Raw genomic sequence first — 25,730 nt, 5'->3', positions numbered from 1 at the left:
CCCCTCGTGACGTGGGCATTCTGCCATGACCAATCTGCACCCGAACGACAAGCTCGCCGCGCTGGACTGGGCGCTGAGCCGCGCGCGCGAAGCAGCCGCAAGCGATGAGCTGATCCGGCTCACCCACCTGCCGGCGCTACAGCAGCTGCGCGACGAAGCGCAGCGGGAGTCTCGCGGTGGCTGACGGCTCTTACCCCGCACACATTGAGGTGCAGCCACGCGTGCGCACGCGTCCCCTGCTGGTGGCCGATCTGTTCTGCGGCGCCGGCGGCATGAGCAATGGAGTGGCACGCGCGGTGCGCGAGCTCGGCCTGCGCATGAAGCTGGTGGGCGTGAACCACTGGGATGTCGCGATCGAGACGAACCGGCGCAACCATCCCGAGCACGCTGCACGCATCGCCTGCGCGAACCTAGAGACGGCACTGCCGCTGGATCATGTACCCGAGGGCTATCTGGATCTGCTCATCGCGGCGCCGTCGTGCGTGTTCCATAGCCGCGCACGTGGTGGCCGGCCCGTGCACGACCAGCAGCGCATGGACCCGTGGCATGTGGTGCGCTGGTGCACTGAGTTGAGGGTCAAGCGGCTGGAAGTAGAGAACGTGCCCGAGTTCATGGACTGGGGTCCGTGCTCGCTGGTGACCGGCAGGCCGATCCCGAGCCGCAAAGGCGAGTACTTCCGCGCATGGGTCGCCGCGCTCGAAGCAATCGGCTTCCGCCTGGATTGGCGCATTCTCTGCTGCGCGGACTATGGCGACCCGACCACCCGCCGCCGGTTCTTCCTGATCGGTCGCAGCGATCGCGGCCCGCTCGAATGGCCAGAGCCGTCGCACGCCCGTTCAGCATCCTCTGATCTGGTCGGCACACGCGCGAAGTGGCGCGGTGCGCGCGAGGTCATCGACTGGAGCATGACCGGCGCAAGCATCTTCACTCGCAAGAAGCCGCTGAAGCCCAACACGATCCGCCGGATATTGGCAGGAGCGGTGAAATACAGCTGGCCCGCGCCTTACGTCGAAGCGCTCCAGGCGCTGTTCGATGGTAGCGTGCCGCGCCTGACATTCCCGCGCGCCGAGGCGATCGAACGCGGTCTGGTCGCGCCGGATGGCATGGGGATAGTGTTAGCCACGGCCAGCGGTGGCGTCGCGCGAGATCTCGACCAGCCACTGCCAACCATCACCACCGGCGGCGCCGGCGGCGCGCGCCCTGGGTGTGCACGTCCTCAGCTGGTGGAGCCGCTTATCGTGATGCGCACCAACAGCGATGGCGGGCGGACCTCGCGTCCTATCGATGAGCCGCTGCCCACGATCTGCACCGCCGGTGGCGGCTTCCTCGCTGACCCGCTGATCGTCCCGGTGTCGAACAGCAGCAACAAGGCGCCGCCGCGCAGCACCGAGGAACCGCTGCGCACAGTTACCACCGCGAAGGGCGGCGATCAGGCAATGGCAGTGCCGCTCGTGGCGCCCTACTACGGTGGAGGCTCAGGCCTTACCGCTGCTGCGGTCAGCGAGCCAGTGCCCAGCGTGACCACGAAAGCACGTTTCGGCCTGGCCGAGCCTGTGCTGATGCGTGCAGGCCACGGGGACAGCGACGGTCGCGATCCAGCCAGCCGCATCCTCAATCCCGACGCGCCGGTGCCCGCGTTGACCGGCTCCAACGAAGTGGCCATCGCCCAGCCGATCGTCATGCGGGGCAACGTAGGCATCGGCCGCACGCGCGACATGCGCAGCGCAACCGACCCTCTGCCGACGATCACGACATCCGAATCGCTGGCATTCGCCTTGCCCGTGACCCATCACGGCGACACGCGCACCCATGGCATGGACGAACCGCTGCCGACAATCACCGGTGCCAACCGTGGCGAACTGGGCCTAGCTCAGCCGGCCACGCAGGAGTGCGACGAGGTCCGCATCGACATCAATTATCGGATGCTGCATTGGCGAGAGCTGGCGCGCGCAACGTCATTCGACGACGAGGGCGAGGTCTACGACTTCGCAGGGAATGCCACCGAGATCACGAAGCAAATCGGCAATGCGGTGCCGAACCGCACTGCGAAGGCGCTTGCCATGACGCTGCTGAGGGACGCCGCATGATCCACGTCGGCGACTGCCCCAGCGTCCTGGCGAGTAAGGCTGGCAACGTGGTGCTGATCTACATCACGAACATGCCTGGCTACGCCCCCCCCGACTATCGCCCGGCCGAAAGAATTGGCCAAAGAAATGTGCTATGCCTCGGCCTGAAGAGTCCAGCTCACTTGACCAGTTGGCTTGTACAGAGCCCTTGTCCAGCTACTTCCGCAATCCGCGCAAACAAGAGAGGCAATTTCTCGTCCGATAGGCGCACGCGGTGTGCCTTGGTCTTCCAAGTGATCGTAGTAATGGTCGCGCTCCGGTTGCGCCTTAATTTTCTCGCAGAGATTGCACAGCATGACCATTCCTCGGCATTTAAGACGGCATCGTGCCGCTCCAGGATTCTAGCAGCGGCCACGCCGACAGCTCAGATAGTCCTTTTAAAAAATGGCACCCATCGGGCTAGATCCACCGTAAATCGGACGCAGGCGCCGCAGCTCGCTTTTACCCGCAGCCGTCAGCCTATGTGGCGGGCCGCCGGGGGCCACCCAACGCGCAGAGATCAGATCTGGGATAACGATTGGCGAGTGGCTTGGAGCATTACCGGCCACGCAAGCGAGCGCGAGATAGAGATTCTTTTCGTCCATACGGCAGAGCCTATATCGAAGCCGCTCGCTTATTCCAGCGGTAGGCAGCCATGAAGCCCCAGCTCTTCCCGCGCGAGCCCCGCCGGATGAAACAGCCGGCCAAGGATCTGCTGCGCCAGCAGCTGGCCATGGCCGCCGACCACATCGAGCGGGTCACCGCCGAGAACCAGGCTCTGCGTGCCATCTGCGCAGAAGCCATTAACACATGCCAGGGCCAGGCCGAGCAGCTTCGCGCCGCGCTGGCGAAACAGGAGAAAGCAGCATGACCCCGACCATCACCCCCGAGACGCCGACTCTGTCCGACATCATCGCGTCGATGCGCAACTATGCTGGCGTCGCAGAGGATTGCGAAGTCACGCAAGGCCATGCGCCGGTCGCCATCCGCAACTGGATCGAGATGCTGGAAGCCCTCTCCGAGCTGCAGGCAGCCCCTGCTGCCGCGGGCGTGCCGGAATTGTTCGTCCAGTGGCTGGAGCGCGAGATGCCCCCCGGCACCATCATCGGCAAGCCGGCCTGGTGGGCGCCAAAGCTGGCGCGAGCACTGCGCAGTGCCGAGCGCGGCGTGCTGGGAGGCTGCAATGGCTGAGCGCCCCGACCAGCGCTACCCGCTGACGTGGCCGGCGGGATGGCCGTGCACGCCCGGCCACCTCCGCGCGCACAGTCCGTTCAAGGCGCAGAGCACCGACCGCGCATTCCGCGACCTTGTAGACGAGCTTGGCAGGCTCGGCGCGCGCAACATCATCGTCAGCAGCAACCTCAAGCTGCGCCAGGACGGCATGCCGTACAGCCAGCAGCCTCGCAACGACGACGAGGGGATCGCCGTCTACTTCACCCGCAAGGGTGTGGAGATGGTCCTGGCCTGCGACAAGTTCGCCAAGCGCGAGGCCAATCTGCGGGCCATCACCCTTACGATCGGCGCGATTCGCGGCATTGAGCGCTGGGGCAGCTCCGACATGATGGAGCGGGCATTTACCGGCTTCGCGGCCCTGCCCGCGCCGGTTGCGCTGTCCTGGCGCGATGTCCTGGACCCGGCCGACCCGGAGGGCAGCTACCGCCGGCTGCGTTCGCAGCACCATCCCGACAATCGCGGCAACGCCGATACCTTCCAGCGGGTGCAGTCCGCCTGGCAGGCATACCAACAGGAGACCAAACGATGAGCAACACCCCGACCGCCACCCAGCGGCTGCTCCGGCTGCGCGACGTGCTTCAGCGCGTCGGCATGTCGAAGTCCACTCTCTATAGCCGCATCCGGGATAAGACCTTCCCGCAGCCCCTCCACTTGGGCACATCGTCGGTATGGGTGGAGTCCGAGGTCGCCGACTGGATCAACCAACAAATCGCCCAGCGGGACAAGGCCGCTTGAGCTGGGGGTATCTGTGGGGGCATCTGGCCCGCATTGGATAGGCCAACGCCTTTCCATTCAATGCCTTACGGCTAATCGGACGTAGAGCCCACCTCCACCAAACAACGGTCCTAAGACGACCGACTAAGGCCGGGACTCCTCGATGCAGAGGGCTTCCGGCCTTTTTCATGGGCGATACCCTGCCGTGGTGACGCATGATCGGCAGCGACATCGCGCTGACAGAATGTCGCATCGCGTCTCGCCCGACAGCCCCTGCATCGCAGACGTCGGCGGGCTTACCTGCTGAGTCAATTAGTGACGTGGGCGGTCTGTTCGGTGCATTCGGTGGATGCGGTTGCGACGACGCTGTCCGCGTCATGCGCCGGCACTGCATCGCCACGCAGTTGATCGAATAGCGCGAGCAGTTCGGTGGCTTCCTGCTGCAGCAGGGCCAGGGCACTTTTGTTGGGCTCTTGCATGTCGCTTCCGTCCAAGACGCTCCCCAGCGTTGCTCAGGGCTGGAAGCAAACCGTATGCCAGCTGGTGCGGTGCCGGCGTGGTCGATGCGACCGGGCACGCATGCCGCTCACGCGGACTCGAGCTGCCGCTGCGCTTCGGCATGCATCGCTTCCAGCGTCACCATGCCGGCAACCCGGGCGGCGGCCATGGCGCTGCGGTGGTCGGGAAACGTGGCCGACAGGGCGCTGCCCGCCAGGTCGCCGGCGCTGCCGGCCCCAATCTGGGCGATCTGCCAGTCGGCGACCCAGCCGCGGCTGGGGCCATCGCCCCGGGCAGCGCGACAGGTCAATCGATAGCTACCAAGGAAAATGACCACTCTGTTGCCCGGCTCGGTGACGAGCATGAAGGATACCGTCGTGCCGGCGCCGGAGCGACCTCAAGCCCGTCCCGCAGCTGACTGACAAGCGAAGTGGAGCATGGGCACGCGACTTGCATCAGCCTCAACCAGACAATCGATGTCAGGGGAACACGGTGTTAACCAGGAACGCAAAACGTCACGCCGCCGGCGCCTTGTTGCTTGGCGGGGTGATCTTCGTCCTGATCGGGGTGGGCGGTTATTTCACCACGCAGCGCTCGCTGGCCGATGCCGGCTGGGTGACGCATACGCAGGAAGTGATCGCCAGCATCGACGAGATCCAGGCCGGGATGCTGTCGGCAGAGTCGTCGGTGCGTGGCTATGTCCTGACCGACAATGAAGCGTTTCTCGGGGTGTACGCTGATGCGATCGGGCGGCTTCCCGAGCGCATCGTGCGACTGGATGCCCTGGTGCAGGACAACCCGGTGCAGCGGCGCAACGTCGTGGCGCTCGGACGCCTGGTGGACATGCGCCTGGTCCAGATCAATGACCTGTTGCACAGCTATCGCAAGCAGGGCCTGGATGGCGCGCGCGCCTCGATCGCACGCGGCGTGTTCCAGACCTCGTCGTCGCTGCGCCGCCAGGTGCAGACCATGACGGAACTGGAGCGCCAGCAACTGGTGAAGCGTACCGACACCAATGCGCGCAGCGCGCAGTGGGTGCTGTGGGTGACCGTGGTCGGGATTTTCAGCGGCTTGCTGGTGATGTTGCTGGCCTACCGGTTGCTGTCGCGCGAACTGGAACGACGCGTGCTCGCCGAAGACGCGGCCAGCACGACCAGCGAACGCCTGATCGAATCGTTCGCCACGCTCGAACGCACGTCGGCCGGGCTGGAGGCGCTGGCACGTTACTCGGGCCTGCTGCAGAACTGCCGCAATGCCGAGGAAGCGCTGGAAATCACCGCCCGCACGATCGCCCCGCTGATCCCGGGCGCGGCCGGCGCGGTCTATTTGCTGCGCGCCTCGCGCGATCGTGCCGAACAGGTGGTGGCCTGGGGCACGATGGCCGACGACGACAGCGCCAGCATCGCCCCGGACACGTGCTGGGCCTTGCGCCGCGACCGCACGCATGTGGTGGAAGACGCCAGCCAGGGCATGCTCTGCCAACACGTCGGCGCCAATCTTCCGGCGCATGCGAGCACCGCCTGCATCCCGCTATCGGCTCAAGGCACGCAACTGGGGATGCTGGCGCTACGCAGCGAGGATCCGCGCGATCTGGCCTCGTTGACCGTGGCCGAGGCCGCAGCCGAACAATTGTCGCTGGCGTTGCACAACCTGCGCCTGCGCGAGACGCTGCGCCAGCAATCCATTCGCGATCCGTTGACCGGTCTGTACAACCGCCGTTATCTCGAAGAAGCGCTCAATCACGAACTGGCGCGCTGCACGCGGCGGGCCCTCCCTTTGTCGGTGCTGATGCTGGACGTGGACCACTTCAAGCAGTTCAACGATCTGCACGGCCACAGCGGCGGCGACCGCGTGCTGGCGGCGATCGGCGAATTCCTGCTGGCGCAGACGCGCGGCGAAGACATCTGCTGCCGCTATGGCGGCGAGGAGTTGACGATCATCCTGCCGGAAGTGGATCTGGCGACCGCCTGCAGGATGGCCGAGAAGCTGCGTGCCGGCATCGAAACGCTGCAGGTGATGGCCGATGGCGTGTCGTTGCCGAAGGTCAGCGCCTCGTTCGGTGCGGCCAGCTTTCCCCAACATGCGGGCAATATGGCGCAGTTGCTGCGTCGCGCGGACGAGGCGCTGTACCGCGCCAAGCAGGCCGGACGCAATCAGGTAGTGAGTGCGGGCGCCGCAGCCGCAGGCTGAGACATGCCTTTATCAGATTGGACCTGCGTCTGCGGGCATACCGTCGCGCCACGCGCGCCCGCAATGCAGGCGTTGCACTGACCGCGCGTAGCGGGCATCAAGCGCAACTGCGCCCATCCGCATCGGTTGGAATCAGGCCGGCACCCGCCAGCATGTTGTCGACGCGGGTCCGCACATAGGCCGCGTCCTCGGCCGCGGCACTGCTGAGCACGGCCTGGGCACGCGCCTGAAAATCGAGATAGTCGAAATCCGCGTCTTCATCGGCCGATAGCTGCGGCAGTTCGTCCTGCAGCGCGTCCAGGCGCATGTCGAGTTCTTCGCGTGTGGGCATGGCAGACTCCGACGGCAAAGACGCTACGGTTGCGGCACGGCCGTCAAGGATGTGCGAAGCCCGACCCGGCAACGCTTCATTTTCCGACCCGCTGCCGCGGCGCGTGCACGCTCAACTTTCGCAAGGCTCCGCCGATAATGATGCCGACTCCTATAGAACCTTCCCTGTGATCCTCCACCTGCGGCGGGATTTCCGTCTCGGCATCGTCAAGATGCTGGGGCCGATCACCGCGCTGTTGCTTTGCCTCTATGCGGTGTACCTGGCCATTACCGGTCAGGCGCTGGCCTGCCTGATCACCGCATCGCTCGGTGTGCTTGCGATATGGCGTGGCTGGAAGATGCGCGATGCAGAGCGCACCGGCGCCGGCGGCGTGTGGCTGGCCTCGATCAATGTGGGTGGCTGTCTGGTGGCCTGCTGGACCGGCGGCGATGGCGCCCTGCCCTGGCTGTTTCCGGTGCTGGCCACCAATTACTTCCTGTGCGGCCCGCAACGCGCCGTGCTGCTGAGCCTGCCGCTGCTGGCGGCGCTGCTGCTGTTGCCGGGCCTGATCGTCAGCCCCGGCCAGGGCGTGTCGACGGTCGTGGTGACGCTGGTGACGCTGGCGGTGGGGTACGCGTTCTCGCTGCGCATGCAGGACGACCGCGTGCATCTGGAAGAGCTGGCCTCGCTGGATGCGCTGACCGGCCTGCCAAACCGGCGCATGCTCGAGCGTGCGCTCACCCATCAGATCGACCGACGCCAGCCGAATGAACGGCTCAACAGCCTGATCATTCTGGATCTGGACCATTTCAAGGAGGTCAATGATCTCTACGGGCACGCCGCAGGCGACGCCGCGTTGTCGGATCTGGCCACCATCCTGCGCTTCGAAGTGCGCGAGCCACACCAGGTGTTCCGCTTCGGCGGCGAAGAATTCGTGGTGCTGTTGCGTGCCGGCTCCCTGCAGGAACTGGAAGCGGCCACCGAGCGCTTGCGCAAGGTGATCCGCAACGGGCTGCGTGGCCCGGGTGGGCGGATCACAGTGTCGCTGGGCGCGGCGCGCCACGATGGCGAAACGCATTGGCAGGACTGGTTTTCGCGTGCCGATGCGGCGCTGTATCTGGCCAAGAACGGCGGCCGCGACAGCGTGCGGGTGGCCGACTGAGCGCAGCCCTCGTGTGATCAGCCGGTCGGCAGGCATGCCGACCGTCGCCCGGAATCCAGCCGCCGTATCGGCCGACGAGGCGTTGGCGCAGCCGGGTCCCTGCAGGGCGACCTGACGGCCGCCCTGCAGGCCTGCCTTACCGATTGAGCACGGCCACCGGTGCCGCAGGTGCTTCGCCCTGCTTCCAGCCGCCCAGCGCCTTGTACACACCGACCACCCCGACATTCACCGCGGCCTCGGCCTGCGCCAATGCATCGTCGGCGGCCAGCTGGGTGCGTTGCGCGTCCAGCAGGGTCAGGAAGTCTTCCGAACCCTCGCGGTAGCGGATCTGCGCCAGTTGTTCGGCACGTCGCGCCGCATTGGCCTGCTCCACCACGATCGCCAGGCGTGCCTGCTGGCGGCCGTAGCCGATCAAGGCGTTCTCGGTGTCTTCCAGCGCCAGCAACACGGTCTGCTGGTATTGCGCCAAGGCACCGTCGGCCTGCGCCTTGCTGGCACGCAGGCGGGCACGCACGGTGCCAAAGTCGAATGCCGCCCAGCTGATCGACGGGGTGATCGACCAGGCCTTGCCGCTGCCCTCGGTCAGCCTGGCCGCGTCGCCGGACAGGAAGCCGACAAAGCCGCTGACGCTGATGCGCGGGAACAGATCCGCGGTGGCCACGCCGACCTGCGCGGTGGCCGCTGCCAGGCGACGTTCGGCGCTGCGCACGTCCGGGCGCTGACGCAACAAGCCGGCGGTATCGCCCAGCGGTAATGCACGTGCGAACGCGGGCGTGGTGCGCGCCACCAGGGTGGCGTCCAGGGCATTGGGCGGCTGGCCGAGCAGCACCGCCAGGCGATGGCGGTACTGCGCCTCGGCGGTTTCCAGCAACGGAATGTCCGCCTCGATCGCCTTCAGGCGCGCCAGGCTGCTCTGCACATCCAGTTCGCTGCCGGCGCCCAGGTCCCAACGCGTCTGCGTCAGCCGCTGGGTGTCGTGCAGGTTGGTCAGCGTGCGCTTGGACACCTCCAGCTGCTTTTGCGTGCCGCGCAACTCGAAGTAGTTGCGCGCCACTTCGGCAGCGACGGTGACCTGCACGTCGAGCAGGCCGGCCTGCTCGGCTTCCAGATCCGCACGCGCCGCTTCCGAGGCACGCCGCTGACGGCCGAACAGATCCAGCTCCCAGGCCGCATCCAGGCCCAGGGTGGTCTGCTCGGTGAGGAAGCGCTGGTTGCCGGCAACCACCTGCTGTTGTTCGCGTCGATCGAAGCTGCCCTGCGCGGTGATGTGCGGGGCCTGGTCGAGGCGACGCTCGACGAACACCGCGCGTGCCTGCTTGACGCGCGACACGGCGATGCGCAGATCGTGGTTGGCGAACAAGGCATCGCGCACCAGTTGTTCCAGCACCGGGTCGTCGAACTGCGACCACCAATTACCGACCGGCGATTCGCCGCTGAAGGCCGCATCCTGCGCGCCCTGCAAGGTCACCGCGGCCGGCGGGTCGGGCCGGTAATCCGGCCCCACCGCGCAGCCGCTGAGCACCAGCGCAGCCAGTGCCACGCTCAGAAAGGTTCTTACCATGGCAACACTTCTCCCAGATGCGTAAAGCTGCCGGTGGCGCCGTGCGCGTCGAGCAATGCCATTTGCACGCTGCTGTGCGCGCCCTGCTCCACCTCGATCTCGCCGCCGCCACCGTTCATGTCGGTTTTGACGTAGCCCGGATGCACGGTGTTGACCTTGATGGCGGTGTCGCGCAGCTCATGGGCCAGGTGCACCGTCCAGCTGTTGACCGCGCTCTTGGAGGCGTCGTAGGCGGGAATCTTGAAGTCGTAGATCGGCGAACCGGGCTGGGTGTGCAGGGTCAGCGAGCCGAGCATGCTGGACACATTGACGATGCGCCCGGCCAGCGAGCGACGCAGCAGCGGCAGGAACGCCTTGGTGACGCTGACGACCGCGAACAGGTTGGTGTCGAAGGTGCGCTTCCACACCTCCAGGCTCTGCTGCGACGGCGTGCGCTGCATGTCCTCGATCATGATGCCGGCGTTGTTGATCAGGATGTCCAGGTGGCCATGGCGCTGCTCCACCGTGCCGACTGCCGCAGCGATGCTGATGTCGTCGTTGACGTCGAGCTGGATGGCTTCCACCGGCAGGCCTTCGGCCTGCAGCTTGAGTGCGGCGGCGACGGCATCGTCGCGCTTGCGCCCGGCCAGCAGCGTATGCACGCCGGCCTGGGCCAGTTGCCGAACGGTTTCCAGGCCGATGCCGCGGGTGGCGCCGGTGACCAATGCGATCTTGTGGTTGCTCATTTCAATGTCCTTGTACTGCGAATGGGAATTGGGGACGACGCACTCACGCCTTGACGTGATCGTGCGCGACGGTGGCCGGTGCAGCGGGTTCGCGACGGGTGACCCACTTGCGCAGCGCCACGTAGAACACCGGGGTCAGGAACAGGCCGAACAAGGTCACACCGAGCATGCCGGCGAACACGGTGATGCCGGTGACCGAGCGCACTTCGGCGCCGGCGCCATGCCCGAACACCAGCGGCACGGTGCCGGCGATGAAGGCGATGGAGGTCATCACGATCGGACGCAGACGCAGGCGGCAGGCTTCGAGCGCGGCCTCGACGATGCCCTTGCCGTGCATTTCGAGTTCGCGGGCGAACTCCACGATCAGGATCGCGTTCTTGCACGCCAGGCCCATCAGTACCACCAACCCCACCTGCACGAACACGTTGTTGTCGCCGCCGGTGAGCCACACGCCGAACAAGGCCGACAGCAAGGTCATCGGCACGATCAGGATCACCGCCAGCGGCAGCGTCCAGCTCTCGTACAACGCAGCCAGCACCAGGAACGCCAGCAGCACCGCCATCGGGAACACGATCAGCGCCGAGTTGCCCTGGGTGGACTGCTGATAGCTCAGGTCGGTCCACTCGATATTCATGCCGTTAGGCAACACCTTCGGCGCCATGCCGGACAGCGTCTGCATCGCCTGGGTGGAGGAGAGCACGCGCGGGTCCGCTTCACCGATCAGGTCGGCGGCCGGGTAGCCGTTGTAGCGGATCACCGGATCCGGGCCGTAGGTCTGGCCCAGCGTGACCATGCTGCCGATCGGCACCATCTGCCCGCGATCGTTGCGGGTGCGCAGGTTGGCGATGTCTTCGACGCTGTCGCGGAACTGTCCGTCGGCCTGGGCGATCACCTGATAGGTGCGACCGAAGCGATTGAAGTCGTTGATGTAGGACGAACCTAGATAGGTCTGCAAGGTGTCGAACAGGTTGGTCAGCGGCACGCCCTGCGCCTTGGCCTTGTCACGATCGACCTTGGCGTCGAGCTGCGGCACATTGGCCTGATACGTGCCGATCGGGAACTGCATGCCCGGCGTCTGCGAGATCGCACCGGACATCGCATTGACCGCACTCTGCAACTGGCCATAGCCCAGGCCGGCGCGGTCCTGGATGTACAGCGAGTAGCCCGAGCCCTGCCCCAGGCCCAGGATCGGCGGCGGCATGAACGCAAACGCAAAGCCCTGCTGGATCTGGCTGATGCGGGCGTTGATCTCCGCGTTGATCTGCGCCGCAGTGCGGCTGCGCTGGCTGAACGGCTTGAGCGTCAGGAACACCGTGCCGGTATTGGGCGTGTTGGTGAACTGCAGCGGGTTCAGGCCCGGGAACGCAATCGCGTGGTCCACGCCTTCGGTCTGCAGCGCGATCTGGGTGATCTGACGGATCACTTCGTTGGTGCGTTCCAGCGAGGCGCCTTCCGGCAACTTGGTACCGGCAATCAGGTACAGCTTGTCCTGGGTCGGGATGAAGCCGCCCGGCACCACCTTGAACATGAAGCCGGTGACCACCAGCAGCAGCACATACACCGCGAACACCGCGCCACGCTTGCCCAGGGTGCGCGAGACCGCGCCCTGGTACTTGTGCGAACTGCTGTTGAAGAAGCGATTGAACGGACGGAACAACCAGCCGAACAAGCGATCGATCAACCGCGACGGGCCATCCTTCGGTGCGTCATGCGGCTTGAGCAGCATGGCGGCCAGTGCCGGCGACAGGGTCAGCGAATTGATCGCCGAAATCACCGTGGAAATGGCGATGGTCACCGCGAACTGCTTGTAGAACTGGCCGGTCACGCCCGACAGGAACGCCATCGGCACGAACACCGCGCACAGCACCAGCGCGATGGCGATGATCGGCCCGGACACCTCGCGCATCGCCTGATGCGCAGCAGCCAATGGGGCCAGCCCTTCTTCGATGTTGCGCTCGACGTTTTCCACCACCACGATCGCATCGTCGACCACGATGCCGATCGCCAGCACCAGGCCGAACAGGCTCAGCGTGTTGATCGAAAAACCCAGCAGGTAGAGCGCGGCGAACGTACCGACCACCGACACCGGCACCGCCAGCAACGGAATGATCGAGGCGCGCCAGGTCTGCAGGAACAGGATCACCACCAGCACCACCAGCAGCACCGCTTCCAGCAGCGTGTGCACCACCGCGCTGATCGAGTCGCGCACGAACACGGTCGGGTCGTACGCAGCCGACCACGCCATGTCCTGCGGGAACTGCTTTTCCAGCTCGGCCATCTTGGCGCGCACCGCATCGGACAATTCGATCGCGTTGGCACCCGGCGACTGGAACACGCCCATGCCGACCGCGTTCTTGTTGTCCAGCTGCGAGCGCAGGGTGTAGTTGCCCGCACCCAGTTCCAGACGCGCCACATCCGACAGGCGCACGATCTCGCCGCTGTTGCCGCTGCGGATCACGATGTTGCCGAACTCTTCTTCGGTGGTCAGGCGGCCCTGCGCATTGATCGACAGCAGGAAGTCGCTCTTGTTGGGCATCGGCTCGGCACCGAGCTGGCCGGCAGAAACCTGCACGTTCTGCTCGCGGATGGCCGCCACAACGTCGCTGGCGGTCAGCCCGCGCGCGGCGACCTTGTCCGGATCCAGCCAGATGCGCATGGCGTAATCGCCGGCACCGAAGATCTGAATCTGGCCCACGCCCGGCAGGCGCGACAGTTCGTCCTTGACCTTCAAGGTGGCGTAGTTGCTCAGGTACAGCGAGTCGTACTTGCCCTTGGGCGAGGTCAGATGCACGACCATGGTCAGCGTCGGCGACTGCTTCTGCGTGGTCACGCCCTGGCGCCGTACGTCCTCGGGCAGACGCGCCTGCGCCTGACTGACGCGGTTCTGCACCTGCACCTGCGCCTGGTCCGGATCGGTGCCCGGCTTGAAGGTCACGGTGACCACCAGCACGCCATCGGAGCCGGCGACCGACTTCATGTACATCATGTCTTCCACGCCGTTGATGGCTTCCTCAAGCGGCGTGGCGACGGTCTCGGCGATGACCTTGGGGTTGGCGCCCGGATAGACCGCACGCACCTGCACGCTCGGCGGTACCACTTCCGGGTACTCGCTGATGGGCAGCAGCGGCATGGCGATCAGGCCGGCAGCGAAGATGATGATCGACAGCACCGCGGCAAAGATCGGCCGGTCGATGAAAAAACGGGAAAAGTCCATTGGGGTGGTCCTGAAAGAGGTTGCCGCCGGGTGGCGGCGCGGCACAGCGGCCCCGGACCGGCCTTGTTTCAAGGCCGGTGGTCACGGACGCGATGCAGCGATGAATCAGTTCGACGCGGTGCGCTTGTCCGGTGCGGCGGCCATGGCCACGGTCTTGGCATCGACCGGCATGCCAGGCATGAAGATCTTCTGCACGCCATCGACCACCACGCGGTCGCCGGCGGCCAGTCCCTTGCGCACGATGCGCAGGCCGTCGGCATTGCGGCCCAGCTCGATGTCGCGCCGTTGCGCCTTGCCGTCCTTGTCGACCACGTACACGTACTTGCGGTCCTGATCGGTCAGCACGGCCTTTTCGTCGACCAGCATGGCCTTGAACTGGCCGCTGCCCAGCAACTGCACGTGTGCATACAGGCCCGGCGTGAACTGGCGCTGCGCGTTGTCCAGCACCGCGCGCACGCGGATGGTGCCGGTGCTGCGGGTCACCTGGTTATCCAGGAAATCCACACGCCCGGTGTGCGGAAAGCCCTGCTCGCCGACCAGGCCGATGCGCACCGGCAACTCGCCGCCGCGCGCATCCGGACGCTCGCCGTTGCGGGCCATCTGCGAATAACGCAGGAAGGTGCCTTCGTCGGCATCGAAGTACACGAACACCTTGTCCAGCGACACCAGCGTGGTCAGCACGCTGGCGCTGTCGCTGGCGGTGACCAGATTGCCGGCGGTGACCATCGCACGCCCGGCGCGGCCATCGATCGGCGCACGCACGCGGGTCCAGTCCAGGTTGAGCTTGGCGGTATCCAGCGCGGCCTGCGCGGCCAGCAGATCGGCATCGGCCTGATCGGCGGCAGCGCGGCGCTGCTCCCAGGTCTCGGTCGAAATGGCCTGCTGGTCGGACAATTTGCGGGCGCGTGCCGCTTCGCTGCGGGCCAGCGTGGACTGCGTGCGTGCACGCACCAGCGCCGCGTTGGCGCGCGCGAATTCGGCACGGTAGCTGCGGTCGTCGATGCTGAAGAGCACATCGCCCTTCTTCACTTCGGCGCCTTCGACGTAGTTGACCTTGTCGATATAGCCGGACACGCGCGGGCGCAGCTCGACGCTTTCCACCGGCTCGATGCGGCCGCTGAATTCGTCCCACTGGCTGATCTCCTTCAGCAACACCGGGGCGACGCTGACGCTGGGCGGCGGCGGCGCGCCGGTCTCGGCAGCCTTGCTGCCGCAACCGGCCAGCACAACCGCGAGTACGGCGCCCGTCAACACAGTACGCAAGGGAAAACGGAACGGGGTGGCGTTCGGGGTCATGGGGAAATCTCTCGGGTGGGGATGGGAAAATGCAGACCGGCGAGCCGGTCGGCCGATGGAGCGGCGTGCAGGCGACGGCTGACGGTCACGATGGCTTGCCCGGGCTGGCCAGGCCCGGCGATCAGCGAGACCGCCGCGCGGCCGACATCCACGGCGCGGATCCATTCCGGACACGCATCCTTGGCACGGCCCGGCGTACACACCGGCTGCTCGACCGACAGCAGGTGCACGCGGACGCCGAGCGGCTTGGCTTCCTCGTGCAGGACCTGGGCGAGCATGCGGGTGGCGGCAGCGGCAATCGAGGTATCGCCGTGCGCGGCCCAGGCACGCAGCGCGCAGGGGCTACCCAGCAGCAGATAGCGGCCGCCGCCCTCGGCCTCGGCCAGCAGCGGCAGTAGATGCCGCGCGGCCGCCAGGTGCGGCAGCACGTCGCGCTCGATGCGGCGACGCAGCGCAGTGACCGGGCGGTCCAGCAGGCGGCCGGCCTTGAGCGGGCTGCCCACGCTGGCGATCACCGCTGCCAGCGGACGCGGGCGCTGGGCCAGTTCGCCGGCCAGCGCCTGCGCCGAAGCGTCGTCGGCGACCGAGCCCTGCAAGGTCTCCAGCAGCGGTGTGTGGCCATGCTGCGCGCGCAACGCGTCGAGCTTGGCGGCGTCGCGTCCAATCACCAACACCGGCATCCGGGCATCGAGCAAGGCGGCGACGATACCGGCGCCGACATTGCCCGCGCCGCCGATGACGGCCGTCTCGGATTGGACCATCCCGGTCATGGGACTTTCACTCCCGATATCGGGACAATTCCGCGCTGCGCCAGACGCGCCGACAGTCCAGTCCGCTGTGTCGGAGCGCCGCCGGCCTGACGCCGGGGCGATGTCGAAAAAGCGCGCGAAACGCCGGCACGCGGGCTTCTCGCCGTGGAAACCACTGGATCGAAGGCACCTTCGATGGCGCTACGCGATGTCGACGACAAGCCGAAAACATTGCACAACCACATGGCCGTGCTCCTGCATGGAGGGGATGCCGCATAAGTTAGGCCCCAAACCAGCACTTGATTAGTCCTGATTTAGGGGAATAATCGTCCCGTAAGCGGTCTAATCCCTCCTGACCCCCGGAAGGCAGTCCCCATGACTCACGATCTCAACGACACCCTGATCTTCGTCAAGGTGGTCGAACAAGGCAGCTTCATCGCAGCCGCCAACGCGCTTGGCCTGCCCAAGACCACCGTCAGCCGCAAGGTGCAGGAACTGGAAACCCGCCTGGGTGCCCGCCTGCTGCACCGGACCACGCGCCGCATCGGCCTGACCGAAGCCGGCTCGGTCTATCACGAACATTGCCAGCGCATCGCACGCGAACTGGAAGAAGCCGAGAGCGCCGTCGGGCAATTGCAGTCCGGCCCGCGCGGCTGGCTGCGCTTCACCGTGCCCTACTCGCTGGGCATCACCTGGATCGCACCGTTGCTGGGCGAGTTCCATGCGCAGTACCCGGAAATCCAGCTGGACATGCATCTGGGCAACGAGAAACTGGACCTGATCGGCGGCGAAGCCGATCTGGCACTGCGCGTCGGCGCGCTGCCCGATTCCAATCTGGTGGCGCGCAAGCTCGGCAGCCTGCGCACGCAGGTCTTCGCCAGCCCGTCCTACATCGAGCGCTATGGCGAGCCGCTGCATCCGGACGAGCTGCAGTTCCATCGCACGCTGGCGCTGCGCAAGAACCGCAACGTGCACAACAACCGCTTTTTCTGGTCGCTCAGCGACGGCAGCGATGTGCGCGATTTCCCGGTCAATCCGTTGATGGTGGCCAACGATCCGGCTGCGCTCAATGGCGCGGTGCTATGCGGCGAAGGCTTGCTGTTGACCGGCGATGTGATGGCCAAGCCCTTCGTGCAATCGGGTCTGGTGCGCCGGGTGCTCGCGGGTTGGACCGGGCCGGAGGTGGACTTCAACGCGGTGTTCGCCGGCGGCCGCCTGGTCTCGCCGAAAGTGCGCGCCTTCGTGGACTTCCTGGTGACGCGGATGAACTTCGACGCGGACTACATGATGGCGCAATGCCCCGCGCGTCTGGCCGCGCAAAAGGCCGACAACGATGCAAAGATCGAGGTCGGCGCAGACGCGGAACTGCGTGCAGAAGGCAAGCGCATCCTGGAAAACGTCACGGCGTAGTCTGCACTCTAGTATTCGCTCAATGGAGCAGCCTTCTCCTCTCGGGAGAAGGTGTCCGAATGGCGGATGAGGAGGCATTTTGCCCATACGAGCGAAAACTTCCTGGCTGCTACAAATCTCCATTCTCCATTCCCGAATCGCTGCAGGAATGTTGTGCCATCCGGCGCCGGTGCTTTTTGTCGTGGCGAATCACCAACACCGCTATCGACCGATGCAATCTTAAAGCGACCGAACGCGCGAGCTTTAGGGTGGTCTGGAGATCCGAAACTGCGTTGGTCAACGCCTAGCGATAACGTCCAGCTGCAAGTCAAAAGACCAGTCGGTCGAGTGCGCGGTGCCCTCACCGCTTGCGGGACACGCCGTGAATCCGTCCGTGGAGGCTCCTCGGCGGCATCCATGCCGCCGAGGGTCCCGCAACCGGCAAGGACACCGCACCAGAAAGTTGGTCGGCTGCTTTTTAAAGATTGTTACTCGGCCTGCGATAGCAGATGCGACGTTTGTAGCTTGCGTGTTGAAAGCCCGTTTGCTGCTCGGCTTGCGACGGGAAAATGATGAGAGGTTGATCGAACACTTAGTGCTCCGAACAACGTACGGCATGCCTTGCTTACAACCACGCACACCGACCATCCCGACAGGTCATTGCCCGCCCACTGTCGCGGGACCTTACGCGGCATGGATGCCGCGTAAGAGCCTACATGGACGTACTTGCGGCGTGTCCTGCGATGGTGGGCGGGCAAGGGCCCTGCAAAAAACTCGCAGATCGGCAGCTTTCGCACTCGACGCATCCCACCATCCAATCACCACAAAGGCGACCAAAACCCGAACTTCTGCGGTGATGGAATGTTCAAGCCGGTTAGCCAAGGTCGCGATGCTCTCCCCTCGCTTCTTCATGCACGCCGTGAATCCATCCACAGAAGGCTCCATGCCGCCCATGGATCCCGCAAAACCGCAATGGCACCGCACCCGCCAAAACAGCAATCAAGAGACTGACGCGTCGCACTTGATCAAAAAAATTCACAGCGCAAAAAAACAGGCCGCTTTCGCGGCCCGTCTTGGTTACTCATCGCGGCTCGTCAATCGACTCGCCACGATTCAGTGAGGCAGACTCAACGCATGCCCGTGTTGTTCCCGGCACCCTCCGAGCGCAGCGGGATCAGGCGGATTTCGACGCGGCGGTTCTGTGCGCGGCCGGCATCGGTGCTGTTGTCGGCGATCGGGTAACGCTTGCCGGCGCCCATGGTTTCCATGCGCTCACGCTGCACGCCTTGCGCGGTCAGATATTGCGCGACCGCGCCGGCGCGTTCTTCGGACAGGCGCTGGTTGACTGCGTCGCTGCCGACGCTGTCGGTGTGACCGACCACTTCCACCATGGTCTGGTTGTACTCGCGCAGTGTGGACGCCACGCCATTGAGCGCGCTGTAGAACTGCGGCTTCAATGCAGACTTGCCGAAGTCGAAGGTGATGCCGTCGGGCAGGTTCAGGGTGATGTTGTCGCCCTGGCGCTGCACTTCGATGCCGGTGTTGGCGGTGCGCTCACGCAGTGCGCGCTCCTGGCGATCCTGATACTGGCCAACCGCCGCGCCGCTGAGCGCGCCGATGCCGGCGCCGACCATCGCATGCTGGCGACGCTCGGTGGCGCTGTCGCCGGTCAGCAGACCAGCGGCCACGCCGATCGCTGTGCCAATGAGCGCATTGCGGCCGGTGCGGTTCTGCTGTTGGGTCTGCTCGCCGTACTGGTCGCGCTGCACATACGAGCCGCCGGTGGCGCAGGCGGACAACGCAATGGCGCTGGCCAGGGCAACGGCAAGGCTCTTGGTGGCTGCTGGGGACATGGTGTTCTCCTGTGGCCGGACCATCCGGCACTCAATCGTGTCGGCGAGGATAAACAGGCCAACGCGACTGGCGCATGATGAAACCGACCTCCGATCGCGCGCGGCTAGTGCTGCATTCAGGAAAACGTTTTCTGCGTGGACAGCACCATGTATCCGCGTAACGCATTCGGTGATGTGCGAAACAAGCGTCGCAGCGCACGCATGCAACGCTGCAGCCTTGCAGAAGAGAACACGCAGAAGCGAGCATCAGCTGACCACGCAATCAGGATGTCGCTCGCGCTTAGCCGCGCGTTTTTGCATACGCCGCCAGCGCCGCATCGCGGCCTTCGGCCAGGCCGATGATCGGCGTGCGCGGATACTCCGGTGCCAGCCGCGCCAGCGACAACGGATGCAGCCACGGCGCGAAGCGTTCCTTGACCGCAAGCTTGCCGAGCTCAGGTACCCAGCGCGTGATGTAGGCGGCCTGCGGATCGAACTTCTCCGCCTGCGTGACCGGATTGAACACGCGGAAATACGGCGCTGCATCGGCGCCGGTACCGGCCACCCATTGCCACCCCAGGGTGTTGTTGGCCAGGTCCGCATCCACCAGCGTGTCCCAGAACCAGCGCGCGCCTTCGATCCAGTGCACGCGCAGATGCTTGCACAACAGGCTCGCCACGATCATGCGCACGCGGTTGTGCATCCAGCCGGTGTGCCAGAGCTGGCGCATGCCGGCATCGACGATCGGAATGCCGGTGCGGCCCCGCTGCCAGGCCTGCAATGCGACCGGGTCCAGCTTGGCCCAGTCAAAGCCTTCGAAACGCGGGTTGAGATTCTGGTTGGTGGTGTCGGGAAAATGGTGCAGCAGGTGATACGCAAAATCGCGCCAGCCAAGCTGGCGGATGTAGCCGTCGATCTCGGCACCGTTGCGTGCGTTGCGATTGGTTTCCAGCGTGCCGGCGATCCGCCACGGCGCGATCTCGCCGAAATGCAGATGCGGCGACAACTGCGAGGTGCCGACCCGGTCGGGCCGGTCGCGGTTTTCGCGATACCCGGACAGCGCGCCATCGATGAAGATTTCCAGCATCTCGTGCGCGCCGGCCTCGCCGGGCTGCCAGTGCTCCCAGAAGCCTCGGTCCCAGTCCAGCGCCGGCAGCAGCCCCAGCGTGTCCAGCGCAGCGCTCTTCAAGTGCGCAGGCAACGGCGGCAGGCTGCGCGGTGCCGGCACGGCAGCCGGCAATTGCAGCTGCGTAAGCGCATTGCGCCAGAACGGGGTGAACACCTTGTAGGGGCCGCCCTGCTGCGTCGTCAACTGCCATGGTTCGACCATCAGTGCGGAGTTGCAGCTCTGCACTTCGATCCCGCGCTCGCGCAGGCTGCGCTTGATCTGCGCATCGCGCGGCTGCGTGGCCGGCTCGTACTTGCGGTTCCAGTACACCGCCACCGCCTTGGTCTGCGCGATCACCTCATCCAGCACCTGCGCGCTGTCACCGGCGCGCAGCACCAGACCGCTGCCGAGTGCGCGCAAGGCCGCATCCAGCGCCGCGAGCGAGCGATGCCGCCAGCTCCGCGAGGCGGCGCCAGGCGTCCACTCGCCCTCTTCGTGCGGCGCATCGATATACAGCGGAATCGGCTGGTGCCCCGCATCCAGCGCAGCCTGCAAGGCCGGGTTGTCCTGCAGGCGCAGATCGCGACGGAACCAGACGATGGCGTAGGACATACAAGCTCGGCAGCGGCGATGAGGCGCGCAGCATAAGCCAGCAGATGCAAGGATGGCGCGATGCCGCAGCGACGGATTGTCGCCCGGCATCACGCAGGAGGTTTATTCGAAACTGCCCACCGAATCGTGGGCCAGATTGTCGAACCGGGTGTATTCGCCGAAGAACTTGAGCTTGCACGACCCGGTCGGCCCACCGCGGTGCTTGCCGATGATGATCTCGGCCAGGCCCTTGTCCGGCGAATTTTCCTTGTTGTAGTAGTCGTCGCGATAGATGAACACGATCATGTCCGCGTCCTGCTCGATCGCGCCGGATTCGCGCAAGTCGGCCATCACCGGGCGCTTGTCGGTACGTGTTTCCAGCGAGCGGTTGAGCTGCGACAACGCAATCACCGGCACGTTGAGCTCCTTGGCCAGGCCCTTGAGCGAACGCGAGATTTCCGAGATTTCGGTCGCGCGGTTTTCACTGTTGCCCGGCACCGACATCAGCTGCAGGTAGTCGATGACGATCAGGCCCAGGTCGTGCTCGCGCTTGAGTCGGCGGCACTTGGAGCGCAGCACTTCCGGTGACACGCCCGGCGTGTCGTCGATGAAGATCTTGGTTTCCTTCAGCATCTTGATCGCGCCGGTCACGCGTGCCCAGTCCTCGTCTTCCAGCGCGCCGGTACGCAGGCGTTGCGCATTGATGCGGCCATTGGACGAGATCAGGCGCATCGCCAGCTGCGATGCCGACATTTCCATCGAGAATACCGCCACGCCCTTCTTGGATTTGATCGCGGCATATTCGGCGATATTCAGCGCGAACGTGGTCTTGCCCATTGCCGGACGCGCGGCCAGGATGATCAGGTCGGTCGGCTGCAGACCGGAAGTCATCGCATCGAAATCGTTGTAGCCGGTCGGCAGGCCGGTGATGTTGCCGCCGTTTTCGAAACGGCTGCGCAATTCCTCGAAGGCGTCCTTCAGCGCGCCCGGCATCGCCACGAAGTCGGTGCGCCCGCGCGCGCCGGCCTCGGCGATCTTGAACACCGCTTTTTCCGCCGACGACAGCAACTCCACGCTGTCGCGCCCCTCCGGCTGGAAGCCGTCGTTGACGATGGTGGTGCCCACTTCGATCAGCTGCCGCAACACCGCCTTGTCACGCACGATCTCCGCATATGCGGCGATATTGGCTGCCGAAGGCGTGGTGCTGGCCAGCTCGATCAGGTACGCGCCATCGCCGACCTGCTCCAGCTTGCCCTGCGATTCGAACCACTCGCCCAGGGTCACCGCGTCGAAGGGGCGGTCCTTCTCGTTCAGTTCGCGAATCGCACGGTAGATCAGCCGGTGATCGCGGCGGTAAAAGTCGTTTTCGGTCAGCTGGTCATTGACCCGGTCGAACGCATCCGGCGCCAGCATCAACCCGCCGAGCACGGCCTGCTCGGCCTCGACCGAATGCGGCGGTACCCGCAACTGGTCAAGTCGCGGCTCGGGACGATCGTAATCGTCGTCGTCGCGATCGCGATTGCGCTTGGAACGGAAACCAGGACGAGCGGACATGGACAAACAGACCTGACGCGAGGGAGACGAGGGCAGGAAGCATAGTCATCGGCGGCGCCGACGACCATGCACAACTCTGTGGATAACTGGTGGACAGCCGGTGCATCACCGTTCTACGCGACCGCTGTCGCAACCGCCGAGACGCTTGCTGCGCCGGGGTTTGCACCGCGTCACCGGTGCCGGTTGGCGGCTGTCTCCAGGCCCAACGCCGCTGTGGTCAACTCAGCGCTTAGACTGTTCGACCAGGCCCAGGAAGGCGTCGACGAAGCCCTGCAGGAACTTGCGGCTGTCGGCGTTGGCGACCTGGTCGTCGGCGCCGAACAGGCCGTCCTTGTACTGCAGGAAGACTTCCGGCTGGCCAAGCACCCGCATGTCCAGATACGACAGCACATTGCGCAGGTGCTGCTGCGCGGTGGCGGTGCCGATCGCCCCGACCGAGATGCCGACCACGGCGGCCGGCTTGCCCGCAAACGCGCTGTCGCCGTAGGGGCGCGAGCCGGTATCGAGGGCGTTCTTGAGCACGCCGGGAATCGAGCGGTTGTACTCCGGGGTGACGAACAGCACCGCGTCAGCCGACCGGATCTGTTGCTTCAGCCGCGTGCCCTCTGCCGGGTAATCGCCATCGTGGTCCTGGTTGTACAGCGGGATGTCGCCGATCTCCACATACTCGAACACGGCCTTGTCGCCGGCCAGATGCTCCAGCGCATGCGCCAGTTGGCGGTTGTAGGACGCGGCACGCAGGCTGCCGACCAGCACGGCGATGGTGATCTTGCTCATGGGGAACGCTCCATTGGGGGAATCAGCGCCCGACTCTAGTCAGCCTGGCGCTCAGACCCGGTGAAACGCGCCTGCCTCAGCGGCCGATCGCGGCGCGTTGGGCGCGCCAATGCACCTGCCAGGCCTGGAACATCAGCACCGTCCACAGGTGCGTATGCCATTTGCGCTCGCCGCCGTTGAAGTCGCGCCACAGCCCGGCCACGGTGTCGGCGGCGAACACGCCGTCGCGCTCGAGCGTGGCGTGCGCCAGCAGATCGTCGGCCCAGCCGTGCAGGTCGCCACGCAGCCACGCGCTGACCGGCGCGCCGAAGCCGCGCTTTCCGCGGTAGACCATCGGATCGGGCAGATAGCGGCACAGCACGCGCTTGAGCAGGTACTTGCTGACCCCGTCGCGGTATTTCAGCGACAGCGGCAGCGACCAAGCGAACTCGGCCACCCGCCAGTCCAGCAACGGTGCGCGCGCTTCCAGCCCCACCGCCATGGTGGTGCGGTCCACCTTGCACAGCAGATCGTCGGGCAGATAGGCGGCGAAGTCGGCCAGCATCATCGCGTCGGCCGGCGTGCCGGAACCGTGCAGCGGGTCGGCCAGGCTGTAGAAACTGTCGGGCTCGGTCGCGCCCAGCACCACCGCGGCCGGATCGCGCCAGCGCGAGATGCGGTTGCGGTAGATGTCGCCGATGCCGCGTGCGCCGGCCTCGGCCACCAGCGCGGCCAGGCCGCCGGTACGCGAAGACTCGCCGTTGCGGCGCGCCGCCAGCGCCATCAAGCGCCGCAGCGGCCCTGGCACCAGCCCATGCATGCGCCAGTTGCGCAGCGCACGCTGGTAACGGCCGTAGCCGAAGAACAACTCGTCGCCGCCATCGCCGGACAACGCCACCGTCACCCCGCCACGCGCCAGCCGTGCGACCAGCGCGGTCGGCACCTGCGAGGCATCGGCGAAGGGCTCGTCGAACATGTCCGGCAGGGTCGGCACCACCGCCAGCGCGTCGGCGCCACTGACATACAGCTCGGTGTGATCGGTGTGCAGATGCGTGGCCACTTCGCGCGCCAGCGGCGCCTCGTCGTGATGCGAACCTTCGAAGCCGATGCTGAAGGTATGCACCGGCTGGGTGCTCTGCGCCTGCATCATCGCGGTGACGATCGACGAATCGGTGCCGCCGGACAGGAACACGCCCACCGGCACGTCGGCCACCATGCGCAACGCCACCGCATCGCGCAGCACTGCGTCGAGCTGTTCCTCGGCCTGTGCATCGCTGCCGGTGAACGGCGCCGCCAGCGCGCGCTGCATCGCCTCGCGCGCGTTCCAGAACGGCTGCTGCGCCTGGTCCGGCCGATGCGCCGCCGCGCCGGCCGCCACCATCTGCGCATCCAGCCGCAGCACCCGCCCGGGCATCAACTTGAAGGTGCGCTCGTGGATGCAGGCCGGCGCCGGGATGTAGCCCAGCCGCAGCAGCAAGGTCAGCGCATTGCGATCGACCCCATTATCGAACGCCGGATGCTGCCACAGCGCCTTGAGTTCGGACCCGAACACCAGGGTGTCGCCGGCCCAGCCGTAGTACAGCGGCTTCTTGCCGACGCGGTCGCGGGCCAGATACAGGCAGTTGTCGCGCTCGTCCCACAACGCCAGCGCGAACATGCCGTTGCAGCGGGTCAGGGTGTCGTCCAGCCCCCACTCCACCACCGCCGCCAGCAGCACTTCGGTATCGGAATGACCGCGGAAGCGGTGCCCGAGTGCGGACAGCGCCGCGCGCAGCTGCGCGAAGTTGTAGATCTCGCCGTTGTAGGCCAGCACATACCGGCCATCGGCCGAGCGCATCGGCTGATGGCCCAGCGGAGACAGATCCAGGATGCTCAAGCGTTGATGCGCCAGCGCCACGCCGGCCTGCGCATCGCACCAGGTGCCGGCATCGTCGGGGCCGCGATGACGCAAGGCCGCGCCCATCGGCCGCACCAGCGCATCGAGTTGTTCGCCATGCATGCGTGGCGAGGCCAGCAGCAGTCCAGCCAATCCGCACATCGTCAGTGCTCCTGCCGGCAGCGCATGCCGCTCATGCCGTCACCGCGCCGGGCGCAGGCGCCGGCATTGCGATAAAACCGGGTACTGCCTGCACGCGCTGCAGCCAGGCACCGATCGCCGGCCAGCGCTCCAGATCGAAGCCGCCGTCCTCGGCGCAATGGGTGTAGGCAAACAGCGCGATATCGGCGATGCCGTAGTCGCTGCCGGTAAACCAGCGGTGCTGCTGCAGATGCTGCTCCATCACGGCCAGCGCCTGCTCGCCGCGGGCGCGCAGCTGCGGCAGTTCGGCGCGGCGCGCGGCATCGCGCGGCGTCCACAGGCTGATGAACCGCGCCACCGCGACGTACGGCTCATGGCTGTATTGCTCGAAGAACATCCAGCTCAAGGCCTGCGCGCGCTGCCACGCGTCGGTGGGCAGATACGGAGTGCCTTCGGCCAGCCAGAACAGGATCGCGTTGGATTCGGTCAGCACGCGGCCGTCGTCGCGCTCCACCATCGGCACCTTGCCGTTGGGATTCTTGGCCAGATACGCGGGCGTGCGGGTTTCGCCGGCGACGCTGTCGACCTCGACCCAGTGATAGCGGCTGCCCAGTTGCTCCAGCAGCAGGCGCACCTTGTAGCAGTTGCCGGAACTGGACATGCCATGGACGGTCAACGGGGGACGCACGGTCGACATCAAGCTGGCTCCGCGGCAGCAACGAGGGG

The 25,730-nt window shown here is 65.9% G+C and carries 25 protein-coding genes; 10 read left to right on the top strand and 15 right to left on the bottom strand.

The window, feature by feature from the left end; all coding sequences use genetic code 11:
• Positions 1 to 25: 25 nt before the first annotated feature.
• The 6 genes from ABQ137_RS07875 (at position 26) to ABQ137_RS07850 (ending at position 4,073) form a co-directional block, all read left to right on the top strand.
• Positions 26 to 184 carry a hypothetical protein gene (locus tag ABQ137_RS07875; protein ID WP_349781843.1) on the top strand — a complete coding sequence of 53 codons (159 nt, stop codon included), beginning with the start codon at positions 26 to 28 and terminating at the stop codon, positions 182 to 184.
• A gap of 37 nt (positions 185 to 221) precedes the next feature.
• The gene (locus ABQ137_RS07870; protein ID WP_349781841.1) at positions 222 to 2,087 is read left to right on the top strand and encodes a DNA cytosine methyltransferase; all 1,866 of its coding nucleotides are present in this window, start codon (positions 222 to 224) and stop codon (positions 2,085 to 2,087) included.
• A 673-nt stretch (positions 2,088 to 2,760) separates the two neighbouring features.
• Positions 2,761 to 2,976, top strand: a complete 216-nt coding sequence (locus tag ABQ137_RS07865) for a hypothetical protein (RefSeq protein ID WP_104605286.1) — start codon at positions 2,761 to 2,763, stop codon at positions 2,974 to 2,976.
• Positions 2,973 to 3,296 (top strand): hypothetical protein, encoded by a 324-nt coding sequence (locus tag ABQ137_RS07860; protein ID WP_065031523.1) that lies wholly within the window; start codon positions 2,973 to 2,975, stop codon positions 3,294 to 3,296. Before ABQ137_RS07865 ends, ABQ137_RS07860 begins: the two co-directional genes overlap by 4 nt.
• Positions 3,289 to 3,867, top strand: coding sequence for a J domain-containing protein (locus tag ABQ137_RS07855; RefSeq protein ID WP_349781838.1), 579 nt, complete (start codon positions 3,289 to 3,291; stop codon positions 3,865 to 3,867). Before ABQ137_RS07860 ends, ABQ137_RS07855 begins: the two co-directional genes overlap by 8 nt.
• Entirely contained in the window at positions 3,864 to 4,073 is a 210-nt protein-coding gene (locus ABQ137_RS07850; RefSeq protein WP_349781836.1) for a helix-turn-helix transcriptional regulator, read from the top strand. Before ABQ137_RS07855 ends, ABQ137_RS07850 begins: the two co-directional genes overlap by 4 nt.
• 287 nt (positions 4,074 to 4,360) lie before the next feature.
• Here the strand turns inward: ABQ137_RS07850 and ABQ137_RS07845 are convergent, their stop codons facing one another.
• Complete coding sequence (locus ABQ137_RS07845) at positions 4,361 to 4,531, bottom strand: hypothetical protein (RefSeq protein ID WP_166771132.1); 171 nt, start codon at positions 4,529 to 4,531, stop codon at positions 4,361 to 4,363.
• A 107-nt stretch (positions 4,532 to 4,638) separates the two neighbouring features.
• Positions 4,639 to 4,887 (bottom strand): hypothetical protein, encoded by a 249-nt coding sequence (locus tag ABQ137_RS07840; protein ID WP_065032450.1) that lies wholly within the window; start codon positions 4,885 to 4,887, stop codon positions 4,639 to 4,641.
• A 155-nt stretch (positions 4,888 to 5,042) separates the two neighbouring features.
• On the opposite strand from ABQ137_RS07840, the gene ABQ137_RS07835 reads away from it, so the two are divergent.
• The gene (locus ABQ137_RS07835; protein ID WP_349781834.1) at positions 5,043 to 6,740 is read left to right on the top strand and encodes a sensor domain-containing diguanylate cyclase; all 1,698 of its coding nucleotides are present in this window, start codon (positions 5,043 to 5,045) and stop codon (positions 6,738 to 6,740) included.
• 97 nt (positions 6,741 to 6,837) lie between these two features.
• On the opposite strand, the gene ABQ137_RS07830 is transcribed toward ABQ137_RS07835, so the two are convergent.
• Positions 6,838 to 7,143 (bottom strand): hypothetical protein, encoded by a 306-nt coding sequence (locus tag ABQ137_RS07830; protein ID WP_046342210.1) that lies wholly within the window; start codon positions 7,141 to 7,143, stop codon positions 6,838 to 6,840.
• Between the two features lie 94 nt (positions 7,144 to 7,237).
• On the opposite strand from ABQ137_RS07830, the gene ABQ137_RS07825 reads away from it, so the two are divergent.
• Positions 7,238 to 8,212, top strand: a complete 975-nt coding sequence (locus tag ABQ137_RS07825; RefSeq protein ID WP_065032447.1) for a GGDEF domain-containing protein — start codon at positions 7,238 to 7,240, stop codon at positions 8,210 to 8,212.
• Between the two features lie 136 nt (positions 8,213 to 8,348).
• On the opposite strand, the gene ABQ137_RS07820 is transcribed toward ABQ137_RS07825, so the two are convergent.
• The 6 genes from ABQ137_RS07820 to ABQ137_RS07795 form a co-directional block, all read right to left on the bottom strand.
• Positions 8,349 to 9,773, bottom strand: a complete 1,425-nt coding sequence (locus tag ABQ137_RS07820; protein WP_102580995.1) for an efflux transporter outer membrane subunit — start codon at positions 9,771 to 9,773, stop codon at positions 8,349 to 8,351.
• Complete coding sequence (locus ABQ137_RS07815; RefSeq protein ID WP_016904913.1) at positions 9,767 to 10,498, bottom strand: SDR family oxidoreductase; 732 nt, start codon at positions 10,496 to 10,498, stop codon at positions 9,767 to 9,769. The genes ABQ137_RS07820 and ABQ137_RS07815 overlap by 7 nt, the downstream gene beginning before the upstream one ends.
• Positions 10,499 to 10,541: 43 nt before the next feature.
• Positions 10,542 to 13,712 (bottom strand): efflux RND transporter permease subunit, encoded by a 3,171-nt coding sequence (locus ABQ137_RS07810; protein WP_065032449.1) that lies wholly within the window; start codon positions 13,710 to 13,712, stop codon positions 10,542 to 10,544.
• A gap of 105 nt (positions 13,713 to 13,817) precedes the next feature.
• Positions 13,818 to 15,008, bottom strand: a complete 1,191-nt coding sequence (locus ABQ137_RS07805) for an efflux RND transporter periplasmic adaptor subunit (RefSeq protein ID WP_039514498.1) — start codon at positions 15,006 to 15,008, stop codon at positions 13,818 to 13,820.
• Entirely contained in the window at positions 15,005 to 15,778 is a 774-nt protein-coding gene (locus ABQ137_RS07800) for an SDR family NAD(P)-dependent oxidoreductase (protein WP_039520429.1), read from the bottom strand. Before ABQ137_RS07800 ends, ABQ137_RS07805 begins: the two co-directional genes overlap by 4 nt.
• The gene (locus ABQ137_RS07795; RefSeq protein WP_349781830.1) at positions 15,775 to 16,002 is read right to left on the bottom strand and encodes a hypothetical protein; all 228 of its coding nucleotides are present in this window, start codon (positions 16,000 to 16,002) and stop codon (positions 15,775 to 15,777) included. Before ABQ137_RS07795 ends, ABQ137_RS07800 begins: the two co-directional genes overlap by 4 nt.
• 130 nt (positions 16,003 to 16,132) lie before the next feature.
• Here ABQ137_RS07795 and ABQ137_RS07790 point away from each other — a divergent pair, with 130 nt between their 5' ends.
• Both ABQ137_RS07790 and ABQ137_RS07785 read left to right on the top strand, forming a co-directional pair.
• On the top strand, positions 16,133 to 17,167 hold the full coding sequence (locus ABQ137_RS07790; protein ID WP_054592674.1) for an XC_2801 family transcriptional regulator: 1,035 nt from the start codon (positions 16,133 to 16,135) through the stop codon (positions 17,165 to 17,167).
• A gap of 712 nt (positions 17,168 to 17,879) precedes the next feature.
• Positions 17,880 to 18,266, top strand: a complete 387-nt coding sequence (locus ABQ137_RS07785) for a hypothetical protein (RefSeq protein ID WP_349781828.1) — start codon at positions 17,880 to 17,882, stop codon at positions 18,264 to 18,266.
• A 7-nt stretch (positions 18,267 to 18,273) separates the two neighbouring features.
• Here ABQ137_RS07785 and ABQ137_RS07780 read toward each other — a convergent pair whose 3' ends face one another.
• From ABQ137_RS07780 to ABQ137_RS07755, 6 genes are all read right to left on the bottom strand, one after another.
• Positions 18,274 to 18,999, bottom strand: a complete 726-nt coding sequence (locus ABQ137_RS07780) for a YiaD family glycine zipper/OmpA-like lipoprotein (RefSeq protein WP_016902719.1) — start codon at positions 18,997 to 18,999, stop codon at positions 18,274 to 18,276.
• Positions 19,000 to 19,279: 280 nt separating this feature from the next.
• Positions 19,280 to 20,698, bottom strand: a complete 1,419-nt coding sequence (locus ABQ137_RS07775) for a cryptochrome/photolyase family protein (protein WP_349781826.1) — start codon at positions 20,696 to 20,698, stop codon at positions 19,280 to 19,282.
• A gap of 102 nt (positions 20,699 to 20,800) precedes the next feature.
• Entirely contained in the window at positions 20,801 to 22,231 is a 1,431-nt protein-coding gene (locus ABQ137_RS07770; RefSeq protein ID WP_047130779.1) for a replicative DNA helicase, read from the bottom strand.
• A gap of 222 nt (positions 22,232 to 22,453) precedes the next feature.
• Entirely contained in the window at positions 22,454 to 23,008 is a 555-nt protein-coding gene (locus ABQ137_RS07765) for an NADPH-dependent FMN reductase (RefSeq protein WP_054591582.1), read from the bottom strand.
• A gap of 76 nt (positions 23,009 to 23,084) precedes the next feature.
• A complete protein-coding gene (gene asnB, locus ABQ137_RS07760; protein ID WP_349781824.1) occupies positions 23,085 to 25,025 on the bottom strand; it encodes an asparagine synthase (glutamine-hydrolyzing) in 1,941 nt (646 codons plus the stop codon).
• A gap of 31 nt (positions 25,026 to 25,056) precedes the next feature.
• Positions 25,057 to 25,701: a glutathione S-transferase family protein gene (locus ABQ137_RS07755; protein WP_054591584.1), complete on the bottom strand. Its 645-nt coding sequence runs from the start codon at positions 25,699 to 25,701 to the stop codon at positions 25,057 to 25,059.
• Between the last annotated feature and the right edge of the window lie 29 nt (positions 25,702 to 25,730).

This window comes from Xanthomonas sp. WHRI 8393 (assembly GCF_040203315.1).
GTDB classification, from domain to species: Bacteria; Pseudomonadota; Gammaproteobacteria; order Xanthomonadales; family Xanthomonadaceae; genus Xanthomonas; species Xanthomonas arboricola.
This window is presented reverse-complemented; position numbering and strand designations above follow the sequence as displayed.